Source organism: Mesorhizobium sp. M7A.F.Ca.MR.148.00.0.0, assembly GCF_003997735.1.
In the GTDB taxonomy this organism is placed as follows: domain Bacteria; phylum Pseudomonadota; class Alphaproteobacteria; order Rhizobiales; family Rhizobiaceae; genus Mesorhizobium.
In genome coordinates this window covers 54,538-66,161 of record NZ_RZTB01000023.1, presented here as the reverse complement: position 1 = coordinate 66,161, position 11,624 = coordinate 54,538, and the positions used below count along the sequence as shown (strand labels likewise).

Annotated in this window: 16 protein-coding genes and 1 tRNA gene; 3 read left to right on the top strand and 14 right to left on the bottom strand. The window is 59.9% G+C overall.

Features of this window, described 5'->3' with window-relative positions:
• The 8 genes from EOB49_RS37555 to EOB49_RS11985 all read right to left on the bottom strand — a co-directional run.
• Positions 1–168, bottom strand: a 168-nt coding sequence (locus EOB49_RS37555) for a Maf family protein (protein ID WP_245472663.1), incomplete at its 3' end; no start/stop codon positions are given.
• A 21-nt stretch (positions 169–189) separates the two neighbouring features.
• A complete protein-coding gene (infA, locus tag EOB49_RS12015) occupies positions 190–408 on the bottom strand; it encodes a translation initiation factor IF-1 (RefSeq protein ID WP_006200926.1) in 219 nt (72 codons plus the stop codon).
• An 87-nt stretch (positions 409–495) separates the two neighbouring features.
• Positions 496–966, bottom strand: coding sequence for a low molecular weight phosphatase family protein (locus tag EOB49_RS12010; RefSeq protein WP_081738604.1), 471 nt, complete (start codon positions 964–966; stop codon positions 496–498).
• On the bottom strand, positions 954–1,439 hold the full coding sequence (locus tag EOB49_RS12005) for a UPF0262 family protein (protein ID WP_127381107.1): 486 nt from the start codon (positions 1,437–1,439) through the stop codon (positions 954–956). Before EOB49_RS12005 ends, EOB49_RS12010 begins: the two co-directional genes overlap by 13 nt.
• A 6-nt stretch (positions 1,440–1,445) precedes the next feature.
• Positions 1,446–2,738, bottom strand: coding sequence for a histidinol dehydrogenase (hisD, locus tag EOB49_RS12000; RefSeq protein ID WP_127381106.1), 1,293 nt, complete (start codon positions 2,736–2,738; stop codon positions 1,446–1,448).
• A gap of 7 nt (positions 2,739–2,745) precedes the next feature.
• On the bottom strand, positions 2,746–3,180 hold the full coding sequence (locus EOB49_RS11995) for a DUF2948 family protein (RefSeq protein WP_127381105.1): 435 nt from the start codon (positions 3,178–3,180) through the stop codon (positions 2,746–2,748).
• Positions 3,181–3,385: 205 nt separating this feature from the next.
• Positions 3,386–4,678, bottom strand: a complete 1,293-nt coding sequence (murA, locus tag EOB49_RS11990) for a UDP-N-acetylglucosamine 1-carboxyvinyltransferase (RefSeq protein ID WP_127381104.1) — start codon at positions 4,676–4,678, stop codon at positions 3,386–3,388.
• A gap of 145 nt (positions 4,679–4,823) precedes the next feature.
• Positions 4,824–5,018 carry a hypothetical protein gene (locus EOB49_RS11985; protein WP_127268678.1) on the bottom strand — a complete coding sequence of 65 codons (195 nt, stop codon included), beginning with the start codon at positions 5,016–5,018 and terminating at the stop codon, positions 4,824–4,826.
• Positions 5,019–5,178: 160 nt separating this feature from the next.
• Between EOB49_RS11985 and EOB49_RS36480 the strand changes: the two genes are divergently transcribed.
• Positions 5,179–5,264, top strand: a tRNA-Thr gene (locus tag EOB49_RS36480).
• Here EOB49_RS36480 and EOB49_RS11980 read toward each other — a convergent pair.
• The 6 genes from EOB49_RS11980 to EOB49_RS36475 all read right to left on the bottom strand — a co-directional run bounded on the left by EOB49_RS11980 (position 5,238) and on the right by EOB49_RS36475 (position 8,502).
• Positions 5,238–6,338 (bottom strand): tyrosine-type recombinase/integrase, encoded by a 1,101-nt coding sequence (locus tag EOB49_RS11980; RefSeq protein WP_127381103.1) that lies wholly within the window; start codon positions 6,336–6,338, stop codon positions 5,238–5,240. The two genes, EOB49_RS36480 and EOB49_RS11980, sit on opposite strands and share 27 nt — an antisense overlap.
• A gap of 196 nt (positions 6,339–6,534) precedes the next feature.
• Complete coding sequence (locus EOB49_RS11975) at positions 6,535–6,846, bottom strand: hypothetical protein (protein ID WP_127381102.1); 312 nt, start codon at positions 6,844–6,846, stop codon at positions 6,535–6,537.
• A complete protein-coding gene (locus tag EOB49_RS11970; RefSeq protein WP_127381101.1) occupies positions 6,836–7,072 on the bottom strand; it encodes a hypothetical protein in 237 nt (78 codons plus the stop codon). The genes EOB49_RS11975 and EOB49_RS11970 overlap by 11 nt, the downstream gene beginning before the upstream one ends.
• A gap of 9 nt (positions 7,073–7,081) precedes the next feature.
• The gene (locus EOB49_RS11965; protein WP_127381100.1) at positions 7,082–7,528 is read right to left on the bottom strand and encodes a MucR family transcriptional regulator; all 447 of its coding nucleotides are present in this window, start codon (positions 7,526–7,528) and stop codon (positions 7,082–7,084) included.
• Positions 7,529–7,564: 36 nt separating this feature from the next.
• Complete coding sequence (locus EOB49_RS11960; protein WP_127381099.1) at positions 7,565–8,143, bottom strand: hypothetical protein; 579 nt, start codon at positions 8,141–8,143, stop codon at positions 7,565–7,567.
• 53 nt (positions 8,144–8,196) lie between these two features.
• Positions 8,197–8,502 (bottom strand): hypothetical protein, encoded by a 306-nt coding sequence (locus EOB49_RS36475; RefSeq protein ID WP_164781661.1) that lies wholly within the window; start codon positions 8,500–8,502, stop codon positions 8,197–8,199.
• 203 nt (positions 8,503–8,705) lie between these two features.
• Here EOB49_RS36475 and EOB49_RS11955 point away from each other — a divergent pair, with 203 nt between their 5' ends.
• Positions 8,706–9,524 (top strand): outer membrane protein, encoded by an 819-nt coding sequence (locus tag EOB49_RS11955; protein WP_164781660.1) that lies wholly within the window; start codon positions 8,706–8,708, stop codon positions 9,522–9,524.
• A gap of 299 nt (positions 9,525–9,823) precedes the next feature.
• Positions 9,824–11,503, top strand: a complete 1,680-nt coding sequence (locus tag EOB49_RS11950) for a metallophosphoesterase (RefSeq protein WP_164781659.1) — start codon at positions 9,824–9,826, stop codon at positions 11,501–11,503.
• The last annotated feature ends 121 nt before the right edge of the window (positions 11,504–11,624 follow it).

Sequence of the window (11,624 nt, the reverse complement as noted above, 5' to 3'; positions counted from 1 at the left end):
CTTTTCCCTCGACAGCCGCTTGGCCAGCGAGCGCGGATGCTCGGCACGCAACGGCGTTTCGTCGACATCGGCCGGCAGCACGCGGTCCGGCTCGATGCCGGCCTGCTGCAAGAGCTCGATCCGGCGCGGCGAACCCGAGGCAAGCACCAGCTTCTGCAAAATGCTCATCGCGGACCAGTCGGGCTTTGCTTACTTGAAACGATAGGTGATGCGGCCCTTGGTCAGGTCGTATGGCGTCATCTCGACCAGAACCTTGTCGCCGGTCAGCACGCGGATGCGGTTCTTGCGCATGCGGCCGGCCGTATGGGCGATGATTTCGTGTTCGTTTTCGAGCTTTACCCGGAACATCGCGTTCGGCAACAATTCCGTCACGACACCCGGAAACTCGAGGACTTCTTCCTTCGGCATTCGATACCTTTGCTTGGATGGTAGTTCCAGCACCCTGGCCGGAATTTCGGCGGAACCTATATGATAATCGTCCGCTTGTGAACACGCTTAATCCGTCGCGTTTTTTGCTCCTGGAAGCAGAAAACGTCGGCCTATGCGCACCTTCAGCCGCTCGCGCACGTCGCGATAACTAGCCATGATCTGTTCGCGGGTACCGCTGGCGTCGGTCGGGTCCGGCGTCGGCCAGTATTCGACCTCGACAGCGAGCGAGCGGGTGAGTTCAAGTGCGGCGTGGTGCGCTTCCGGCGCCAGCGTGACGATGAGGTCGAAATAGTCGTCCTCGAGATCGTCCATCGTCCTTGGGTGACGCTCGCCCAGCGTGAGACCGTCTTCGGCAAGCACCGCATCGACGAATGGATCGCGCTCGCCGGCGCGAACGCCTGCCGAAGCGACAAAGACGGTGGCCGGCAGCATGCGGCGCGCCAGTTGCTCTGCCATTGGCGAGCGCACGGCATTCATGCCGCACAGGAACAGGATCGAACGGGGCAGGGCGCCGGGTGCCAGGGCTAGCCCCGCCAGTGCAGTACGCAGACCAGCGTGAACAGCCGGCGCGCCGTATCGAAGTCGATGTCGATCTTGCCGGATAGCCGGTCCATCAGCGTCTGCGAACCTTCATTGTGCAGGCCGCGGCGGCCCATGTCGATCGCCTCGATGTGGCTCGGCGTCGAGGAACGGATGGCGTCGTAGTAGCTTTCGCAGATTATATAATAGTCCTTGACGATGCGCCTGAGCGGCGTCAGCGACAGGATATGGGTGACGACGGCGGTGCCATCCTCGCGCGCCACGGCAAACACCAGGCGCTGCTCGGCCAGCGACAGTTTCAGCCGGTAAGGGCCGTCGCCGCTGTCACTGACGGGCTGAAAACTGTTCTCCTCGATCAGGTCGAAGATCGCCACCGCGCGTTCATGCTCGACATCGGGTGTCGACCGGCCGATCGATTCATCGAGTTCGACATCGATCAGCCTGGCGCGGGTTTGATCGGGGCCAGACATCGCCGCCTACATGTTCAACCGTATGGCGACGGAGCGTCCATGCGCGTCAAGGCCTTCCGCCTTGGCCAGCGCAATCGCCGCCGGCGCCAAGATCCGCAACTGTTCCGGTCCAAGCTTGAGGATCGACGTGCGCTTGACGAAATCGAGCACCGACAGACCGGACGAGAAGCGCGCCGAGCGCGCCGTCGGCAGCACATGGTTGGAGCCGCCGACATAGTCGCCGATGGCTTCCGGCGTGTGGCGGCCGAGAAAGACCGCACCCGCGTTGCGCATCCGCGACAGGAAGCCCTCGGCGTCGTCGATGGCCAGTTCGACATGTTCGGCGGCGATGCGGTCGACCAGCGGCAGCGCGGCGTCGATGGTCGACACCTGGATCACCGCACCAAAATCACGCCAGCTCGCCGCCGCCGTCTCGGCGCGTGGCAGGCTCTGCAACTGGCGCTCGACGGCTTGTTCGACAGCGATGCCGAAGGCTGAATTGTCGGTGACCAGGATAGATTGCGCCGATGCATCGTGCTCGGCCTGGGCCAGCAGGTCGGCCGCGATCCAGTCCGGATCGTTGCTGCCGTCGGCCACGACGAGCACTTCCGACGGCCCGGCGATCATGTCGATGCCGACGGCGCCGAACACCTGGCGCTTGGCCGCCGCGACATAGGCATTGCCCGGGCCGACGATCTTGGCGACCGGCCTGATCGTTTCGGTGCCGTAGGCAAGGGCGGCGATCGCCTGCGCGCCGCCGACACGGTAGATTTCCGACACGCCTGATATGTCGGCCGCCACCAGCACCAGCGGATTGATGATGCCGCCCGGCGCCGGTACGACCATGACGATGCGCTCGACGCCGGCCACCTTGGCCGGCACGGCGTTCATCAGCACCGAGCTTGGATAGCTCGCCGTGCCGCCCGGCACATAGAGCCCAACCGCCTCGACCGCCGTCCAGCGCCAGCCGAGCTCGACGCCGGCGGCATCCGTATAGCGGTCATCCTTTGGTCGCTGCCGCTCATGATGCGAGCGGATGCGGTCGCGCGCGAATTCCAGCGCCTCGATCGTCTTTGGGTCGGCGGCCTTGTAGGCCTGGGCGATGTCGTCCTTCGAAACGGCGATGCCCAGTCCAGCCAGATCGGCGCGATCGAATTTCCGTGAATAGTCGATCAGCGCCGCGTCGCCCTCGGCGCGCACGCGCGCGATGATGGCGCCCACCGCTGCATCGACGTCGGCGGACACTTCCCGCTTGGTCAACAGGAAGGCGGCGAAACGCTGTTCGAAATCGGCGTCGGACTGACGAAGCGTGATGGCCATCGGACGCTCAGGCCTTGTGGATGGGGCGCGAGGTGGCTTCCCACGCCCCGCCGATGTCGGCAAGGCGGGCCTCGATGCATTCGACGTCGAGCATGATCGCACCGCCGCCCGAGAAGATCAGCTCGACGATGCCGGCCGGCTTGCTGATCTCGATGAAGCTGATCGCCAGCAGCGACAGGACTTCCGCAGGCTTGTCGCGGTCGATACCGCTGGTCTTGGCGCCGAGCACGCGGTCGAAATGCAGCACGGCCTGCCGTCGCTCATTGTGCTGGCGAAACAGGCCGGATTTTGCCTCCCAGACGAAACGGTTCATGGTCAGCAGGAAACGCTTGGCCGCAGGCATGAATTCGAGGTCGCTGACTTTCAGCACGGCGTCCTGGACGTGGGCCGAAACGATGCTCAGGTCCTGGTCGTCTAGCGCGATAAGCTTAAGGCCGGTCATGCGGATTTCGCACCTGAAGGTTGATTGTTCAGCCTTCTGTTAGGCGGTCTTGGCGATCGGTGCAACCGCACCAACAGCTGCAGGTCTGCGCTGCCCCTCATCGCCCTGCCGGGCACTTCTCCCCGTATAGTGACGGGGAGAAGGACGCTGCCGCGAAGGATCTCGCCAATCTCCTGCGTTGCTGGAGAGGAGCCGAGGTCGCGGGCTACGCCGAAATCCGCTCGATCACCGCGCCGCAGTTGGACAGCTTTTCTTCCAGCCGCTCGAAGCCGCGGTCGAGGTGGTAGACGCGGTTGACCGTGGTCTCGCCTTCCGCCGCCAGGCCGGCGATGACCAGTGACACCGAGGCGCGAAGATCGGTCGCCATGACCGGCGCGCCCTTCAGCTTCGGCACGCCGTCGACGATCGCCGTCTGGCCCGAAAGCGTGATATGAGCGCCGAGCCGCGCCAGTTCCTGCACATGCATGAAGCGGTTCTCGAAGATCGTCTCGGTGATGCGCGACTTGCCCTTGGCCATCGTCATCAGGCCCATGAACTGCGCCTGCAAATCGGTCGGGAAGGCCGGAAACGGCGCCGTCGTCACGTCGACCGGCGCAATGCCGGCGCCGTTGCGCCTCACACGAATGCCGGAATTGGTCGGCGTGATCTCCGCACCCGTCTGGGCGATCACGTCCAGTGCGGTCTGCAGCAGATCCGGACGCGCACCTTCGAGCACGACGTCGCCGCCGGTCATGGCCACGGCCATGGCATAGGTGCCGGTCTCGATGCGGTCGGGGATGACGCGCACGCGTGCGCCCGACAATGATTCGACGCCGTCGATGGTGATTGTCGGCGTGCCGGCGCCGGAAATCTTCGCGCCCATGGCGTTGAGGCACTCGGCGAGGTTAACGATCTCGGGCTCGCAAGCCGCGTTTTCCAGCACCGTCTCGCCCTTGGCGAGCGCCGCGGCCATCATCAGCACATGGGTGGCGCCGACCGAGACCTTCGGGAAGATATAGCGGTTGCCGACAAGGCGGCCATTCCTTGTCTTGGCGATGACATAGCCGGTGTCGACGTCGATGTCGGCACCCAGCGCCTGCAGGCCCTCGAGGAACAGATCGACCGGCCGCGTGCCGATGGCGCAACCGCCCGGCAGCGACACTTTGGCTTCGCCCATGCGGGCCAGCAGCGGGCCGATCACCCAGAACGAGGCGCGCATCTTCGACACCAGCTCGTAGGGCGCTGTGGTGTCGACGATGTTGCGGGCGGAGAAGTTGATGGTGCGCGAATAGCCCTCATTCTGCTTCTCGCGGCGGCCATTGACCGAATAATCGACGCCGTGGTTGCCCAGGATGCGGATCAGTTGCTCGACATCGGCCAGATGCGGCACGTTTTCCAGCGTCAGCGTGTCGTCGGTCAAAAGCGAGGCGATCATCAAAGGCAGCGCCGCGTTTTTCGCGCCCGAGATCGGAATGCTTCCGGAGAGCTTGTTGCCCCCGACAATTCTGATGCGATCCATGGAAGACGTCCCTCTCGGCCAAAAAGGGCCGGTTCAATCGTTTGAGTAGCGGCCCGTCTAGACCATTGGCCAATCTGGTTCAAGAATTACGCTGGTTCAAGAAATGGGATTTCGCCCACCCCGGGCCAAGAGTGGCCGATTTGAGTTAATCTTTTTGTATTTCCTTCGATGCAGCGAGCCCGTCCGGCCGCTCGTCGGCATCGCCGGTCCGCCGCGAGCGTGACTGCGCCTTGCGCTTCTGCAGATTGGCGCGCAATTGCTCGGCCAGCCGATCCTTGCGGATTGTTGCGCTGTTTTTCGGTGGACCATCCTTTTTCACTGGAATTGCCTTGTCGTCCATCGCCCCGTCGCCGCCGGCGACCCACCAGCTTGCTGTTCAGGGATAGCCAACATTGTGGCACTGCCATGTCATTAAAAGCTATCCGGCAAAGGCTTTCACAGAAGCGTTGCGCTTGGCCTTGCGCTTGCCGGTTCGATATGGCAGAAGCCCCGCCATCAGCGGCTGCGGTAGCTCAGTGGTAGAGCACTCCCTTGGTAAGAGAGTGAACCGAATTGGCACCTACGATTTGTTCTTATTTTCCAGCCACTTAGTCAGCCCTGGATTTCGGGCTGGTGTAGCTCTTGTAACCAAAGTGGCCAGATTGGAACCTCCTACCCCCGACTTCTTCCCGGGCTGGGTTCCAAACACCTCGTCGATCACCGCCGGGCCGGTGTCGGCGTGCGGGTAATTGTTCATCAAAACTTGCGGTGATTTCCAGTTCCCCTTGTCGGCCGTCGTCTTGATGTCGACGCGGTTTTTCACGATCATCTCCGTCGCGAAACTGTGCCGTCCTGGCTGGTGGGTGCCAAGGTAGGGAATGCCGGCGCGGGTGCATGTGGCCTTGATCAGCTTGTAAACCGACCAGCGATGCAGGAAGCCGAAGACGCGGCCGTTGCGCGCCTCGAGCTGCTGGAGTTCGTAGACCAGTTCTATCGTCAGATCGGCTTGGCCGTCCTCGCCATTCTTCATGTTCCGGAACGTCGCCTTGCGCGCCGGCAGGTCGAGGTCTTTCGGTTCCAGCTTGATCGCATCGCCGATCCGCGCACCTGTCTGGAAGATGAACAGCATGAGGGTGCGCAGCCGGTCCTCCTCGCAGTAGGCGCGGAACGTGTTGATGTAGGACCTGTCGACGGCTCGCCGCGGCGCGGTCGAGGGCAGGCGCACGTTCTTGTCGCGCTTCGAGAACCCTTTGATCTTCACCTCTGGGCAGTCGCCGGCGTCGGCACTTAGGTTGATGACGGCCTTCGCCGGCGTGATGACCTGGCGGTTCCATGTCGTGTACGCCGCATCGGGATAGATTTCCTTCGCGGCGCCACGGATCATCGCGCCGGTCATTGCCGAGATCCTGGTCTCGCCGAACTTCGCCAGCAGCGGAGCGAGATACTGATCGCCCTTGCCGGCATCCAGGTACGCATTGACGGCGGCGGCGAATGTGAAGAGCTGCTTCGGGTCGAGGAGGCGAATTTCGCGCTCTTCTAGTTCCCGGCTGAGCCTGACTTCGTCCGCTTTGGTTTCGTCAGTCTCGCCTGAGCTCTCATGAACTCGCTTCTCGCCCTCTTTGGTTTTGAGGGTGCCAGTGAGCCACCAGAACCGGCCCCGCTTGTAGATCGTGAGCGGCATGACTTACTCCACAAAAACAACTCGTCGATCTGCCGAGGCGAGATCAGTATCTGCTTGTCGACATGGTAGCAGAGCCCGGCCTTGATCGCCTTCTCGCGCAACGATCTCGCGGACATACGCAACCCTTTGTCGTGAAAAAGCGACGACCAGTAGTCTGGCGTCTGGGCGACGGTCAGCACCTCGGGAGGCTGGTCGTTCATGATGCCTCGAAGCAGAGCCCACAGCTGCCCGGCCCGTCGATAGCCGTCACCATCATGAGCTTGCTCTCCGCCCCTTCGAAATCTTCACCCTCGGGTGCTCGTTCGTGGGCATCGATGCGCGCAAGCTCGTCGCGTTCCTCGCAAAGCCACTCATGTCGGCCCTCGTCGCCGTCGAAGAACGGAGTGAGCTCGTAGTTGCGGTGCATGCGCGCCAGCTCGGCTGCGTCGGGCTCCAGCCAATAGGGCATGCTCCAGTCAGGCGGTGTCGTCTTCCATGCGTCGTAGGTGGCCCAGGGATCACCGAGCATCGGAGGACGCCTCGACCAACCAGGTCTGCGAATTTCCCTTGAAGCCGAAAAGGCTGTCGCCGGCCTCGACCACAGCGACAGCCCCATCACGCACCGCCGCGTGAACAACATGCTCGGGGATGACCTGGAAAGGTCCTTCGAACCACCAACGCCTCTGGCCACTGGAGAAGCCGAGGTGGAGGTGATCGCCCTTAGCGAGCCGTTCGACGACGGTGCGGACGTTCATTGCCGTGCACTACTGGAAAGCGCGACGCACGCCGGCCTTGGCGCGGATAGGCACGACCTTCGGACGCCGGCCAAGGCCGGTCTGCTTCGCCAGCGCCGAGCGCGTGGCCGAGTAGTTCGGAGCCACCATCGGATAATCAGACGGCAAACTCCATTTGGCGCGATACTCTTCCGGGGTCAGGCCGAAGTCGGTCCGGAGGTGGCGCTTGAGCGATTTGAAGTGCTTCCCGTCTTCCAGGCAGATGATGTGGTCGGGAAAAACTGACTTCTTCGGGTTGACGGCCGGGTCCTGGCGGGCGGTCGCGGCCATGATCTCCGGACCGTCGAGCTTGCGCATTGATGCGCTTACGCTGGCGATCAGGTCGGGCAGCTGGGCGACTGGAACCGGGTTGTTGGCGATATAGGCTGAGACGATCCCGGCAGTCAGTTCGATGATGCGTAGGCTCTTGTCTTCCATTGTTACACTCCGTGGTAGGGGTTGGCGTCGTGGGGCTTAGAAAGTCCCGGGGCGACCTGGTTGCGAGCTTTGCCGCTCGAAGCTTGGCGAATTAAAAAGCTCGACCTCCATCATGCCCGGATAGCAGGCGGCCGAGCGCGGACGGGTTTGCTGCTGCATCGCTCGGCGATCGACGGTGTCGTATCCGTGCGAAAGCAGGAACGCCTCGAGCGCACTGACGGAATTGGCAGGCCGCGTGATAAGGCCCTCGAAACTAAGCCTCAGATTGGGAAGCCGCCCGACGCCTGCCGCCGCCATGTTCAAGGGTCGATCGCGGCGCAGGCCGGCGACGAAGACGCGCATGGATTTCCGATTGTTCGCCACCGGCGCGCCGATACCGTAGAGCATCTTCAACTGCGATTTGGCCTGCTCTTGCGGGTCTCGGTCGAGCCAGATGACGACATGACGCGGCATCGGACCGATTGGCAGGTCTGCCGGCGTGATCAGCTTGATCGCCTTGCCGCGAAGTGCCGAGAATGCCTTGGCATCGAACCGGCCAGACATGCTGTCGTTCGTCTCGAAGTCTGGCCAGTCGCCAGCGCAGGGCACGCCGCCGGCGTGCAGCATCTGCATCATCAACGATGTCCCGCATCGACCTAAGCCGGCGACGACGATTGTGGGCAACGCGTTCATTTCTGGTTCTCTATTGTGGCCAAATCGATGCGCGATGTAACCATTTTGGCTACAATGAAGTCAAGTAAAAACTGTCTATTCGTGATCAGGTCTTGGTGCGCCGGCGCCAATGACGCGCCGGCCTGACTACTGACGTAAGAGCCCGGGAGAGTATGTCGAAATCGAACAACGAAATACCCGGTCGGCTTCGTTTCACGGCCAAATCCATCCTGTTGATCTGCAGCGTTCGCGGGTAGATGATGATGACGAGCATCGGCACCACCAAGCGCGTAGCTGTTGAGCCGGGCATTGTCACGGTTCATGCCTGCCCGGACCAGCCAGCCGCCGATTCCGATCGGCCAGACAGCTGTTAGCTATGACCTTGTGTGATCCGAGCCCACCCCGTCGCGGATCATAGGTCGGTTCGTCGGGCAGGGGCAACTCCTCTCTCCACCGATCAGCCGCCTCATACGAGCGCCCCTCGCGTCCCCGGTTGCCGTTGCGTCACACTCGCAGCATGATACACATGGCGCATAATCTGGGGGGCTCGATGAAAATTCACCTGCTTACGACTGCCTTGTTTTTCGTGGCGGTTTTTCCAGCAATTGCCGCTGATGATGTCTCTGCTGAGATCGTGGTCGCCGACAACGCCCACGACTGGTCAGGCGTGTATGTCGGCGCCCAAGCTGGATATTATCGGGGAATAAACAGCAACGTTGATGTCTCGATCTGTGACGAGCCCGGCTGCGGTCTCGGCGTCCTGATAGCGAACAGCGCGTTGACTGAACGCAACTGGGTGGCCGATTCCAACCCAAGTGGTTTCATGGGTGGAGGCCAGATCGGTTACAACGTCCAGTCCGGTACTTTCGTCATTGGTGGGGAGCTTGATTTCCAAGTAGGATCGGGTGGAGCAACCGACACTACCTGCATAGGCGTACTTGGCTGCGATCTTCCTGTCACTGCAACCACGTCGTCCGAACTCGAATGGCTGGGCACTGCAAGAGGGCGCGTAGGAGCCGTATTCGACCGCACACTGATCTACGCGACGGGAGGGTTGGCCTTTGGAAGGGTCCGCAACCATCTCGATGTTACGTTCGCCGGAGCCCCTTTAATATTCAGCAATGAGGAAAGTTCGGCGCGGGTCGGCTGGACAGTGGGCGGCGGTGCAGAATACGCCCTGACAGACAAGCTCTCGCTGAAAGGCGAATACCTCTATTACAACCTAGCCGACACCACGATGACAACCTTGTCTTATGGGGTCGGTAACCCGCAAGAGCGAATTGGCACCTACAATTTCAGCAATGATGGGCAACTTGTCCGCGTCGGTCTAAACTATCGTTTCTAGTCATAAATCAGGTTGAGCACGTCGCGAGTATCTCGCCGTGCCGGTCTCAACCATTCAGCTCTTTCCTACAACCGCCACGCCAGCAACCAGCTCCCATGTTGGTCGAGCACAACCTTGCCGACATCGCGTGCCAGTCGATGCGCGCTAGCTCAAAGGTAGATTTGATTGAGAAGCTTTATGACTGCCGCGCGGAGCGCGCCCGATGAAAGCCGTCCCAAGACCCGTCCCATTCGACATTGCTAACAGACTGGAGGGTATGTTAGCACTTCGACATATCGGCTCGAAATAAGGGTGCTAACTTGACCGGGAAGTTCACCATCGCCGTGCCGTCTGACCCGCAATACCCTTGGTATGACAACACAAAAACGCCCGACGGCGTGTATCGCGGCTTTCCTCCTGACCAAAAGACGGGAGCCTCTGACTGGGGCGAAGTATATCCGTACATTTCACAATTACAGATCGCTGGACAATTCAGCTTTATTAAAGATCTTGCAGCAACGTTTGCAAAGCAACTTCGTCCTTTGTCGGGTGTCATTATTAACGGCGACCTGACGTCATACGGGCACCCTGATGAGAAACTTATGATGACGGGGCGTCATGACGCCTCAGATCTTTTCTCAATGTCAGTGCCCGCTGGAGGTCCACTTCTTGGTCTTTTACCCGCCCCTATATACCCTGCTCTTGGCAACCATGACTATCAGAACAACCTTCCGAATCTAGACCCCGAGAAAGGAGGTACTGGCTTAAATCGCGGCCCAACTACTATGGTTGATTACATTAGATCGTGGGCAAAAGACAATAAGTCTTTATTATGTGATTTTGATGGAAAGCCAGAATATTCGTCTTGGAATTCCGCATATTCCGGCTCTGCCGTTTCATTCACTGGAAGTCTTTCATACTCTTTCAATGTCGGCCGAGTTCATTTTGTTATACTTCATAACAATCCAGCCTATTCTGCAAGTTGGGATCCAAAATCTAGCCTGATAGATTCCTTAAATCCAACATACAATATAACGCAGTCATTCGAATGGCTGGAGCGCGACTTACAAAGGCATTACAGCTTAGGCGACGCGTTGATTGTTTTTACCCATAAGTACGGCGAGGAAGAATTATATGGAGATGAATTAATCAAATTTAATAATATCATGTTGAAATACAATGTCTCCGCCGTACTGTGTGGCCATATTCATTGGGATCATGGTCTAAAGCGCTCTATTGCAGCTAAATCTGCCGGTGAGTACGATGTTCCAGTTTACCGGTGCGGAGCGCCCTCGCAAATGACCTTCGTAGTCCTTGAGCTAGATCCTGAGCATCGGTCAATGCGGGTCATCGGGTACACCGCCCGCGATCCTAACAATTTCAAGGACTGGACGCCGGTCGTTTCCTCGGCTCCAAGCGCCACTCAGAAAGCGCCATTTAACAAATACATTGAGATACCCGCGACATCCCCAAACGGCAAGTGGCCTGAGAAAGTGACACTTCGAATGGATAACGTCCCCGCTGATAGCTACATTTTGTTCAACTGTTCTCACGGTAAGTCAATCGCATCGCCAAACCTCGATACCGATTTAGACAGGCGCGTTTTATTTGACACCCGTTATGCCGCGCACCTCGCGTCAGTGTGGATATTCAAACCCACAGACGAGATCGGTGTCTTCAAAATAGTCAACGCACAATACCAGAACCGTCTGCTGACGGCACCGCTCGGTGCAGTGACCGAGATTTGCGCAGCGAACGACGGAGCGCCCGGCAACCAGCTATGGTGCATTCCGGTCGATCCTGTGTCCAAGCCATTGCTGGGGATTCCATTTCAGCTTCTCGGTAAAGCGATGCTTACGCCTCTCGGTGGCAAAGCAGAAATCGGTTCCGTGGTGGGGCCTGACGGCGCGACAGGGGCTGGCGCAAATCATTGTTTTTATCAAGTCCCAGGTAGTCGACTGAATTCCTATTGGGTGCTGGCGCGCGCCACGCTCCAGTGAAGGATTGCCCTTTCACACCTGTCATATCCCTAGTAGGATTCCCGCTGGGACGCTAATTGCTTTCGCGCCTTCTGCCCGCGCGTTAAAGCTTAATTGCCGCTGAGCTTAACTACCTCAGGGC

What these genes read in the sequence shown, in the direction of transcription:
- infA (WP_006200926.1), bottom strand. Translation starts at nt 408, where the DNA reads ATGCCGAAGGAAGAAGTCCTCGAGTTTCCGGGTGTCGTGACGGAATTG.
- EOB49_RS12005 (WP_127381107.1), bottom strand. Translation starts at nt 1,439, where the DNA reads ATGTCTGGCCCCGATCAAACCCGCGCCAGGCTGATCGATGTCGAACTC.
- hisD (WP_127381106.1), bottom strand. Translation starts at nt 2,738, where the DNA reads ATGGCCATCACGCTTCGTCAGTCCGACGCCGATTTCGAACAGCGTTTC.
- EOB49_RS11995 (WP_127381105.1), bottom strand. Translation starts at nt 3,180, where the DNA reads ATGACCGGCCTTAAGCTTATCGCGCTAGACGACCAGGACCTGAGCATC.
- murA (WP_127381104.1), bottom strand. Translation starts at nt 4,678, where the DNA reads ATGGATCGCATCAGAATTGTCGGGGGCAACAAGCTCTCCGGAAGCATT.
- EOB49_RS11985 (WP_127268678.1), bottom strand. Translation starts at nt 5,018, where the DNA reads ATGGACGACAAGGCAATTCCAGTGAAAAAGGATGGTCCACCGAAAAAC.
- EOB49_RS11980 (WP_127381103.1), bottom strand. Translation starts at nt 6,338, where the DNA reads ATGCCGCTCACGATCTACAAGCGGGGCCGGTTCTGGTGGCTCACTGGC.
- EOB49_RS11975 (WP_127381102.1), bottom strand. Translation starts at nt 6,846, where the DNA reads ATGCTCGGTGATCCCTGGGCCACCTACGACGCATGGAAGACGACACCG.
- EOB49_RS11970 (WP_127381101.1), bottom strand. Translation starts at nt 7,072, where the DNA reads ATGAACGTCCGCACCGTCGTCGAACGGCTCGCTAAGGGCGATCACCTC.
- EOB49_RS11965 (WP_127381100.1), bottom strand. Translation starts at nt 7,528, where the DNA reads ATGGAAGACAAGAGCCTACGCATCATCGAACTGACTGCCGGGATCGTC.
- EOB49_RS11960 (WP_127381099.1), bottom strand. Translation starts at nt 8,143, where the DNA reads ATGATGCAGATGCTGCACGCCGGCGGCGTGCCCTGCGCTGGCGACTGG.
- EOB49_RS36475 (WP_164781661.1), bottom strand. Translation starts at nt 8,502, where the DNA reads ATGAACCGTGACAATGCCCGGCTCAACAGCTACGCGCTTGGTGGTGCC.
- EOB49_RS11955 (WP_164781660.1), top strand. Translation starts at nt 8,706, where the DNA reads ATGGCGCATAATCTGGGGGGCTCGATGAAAATTCACCTGCTTACGACT.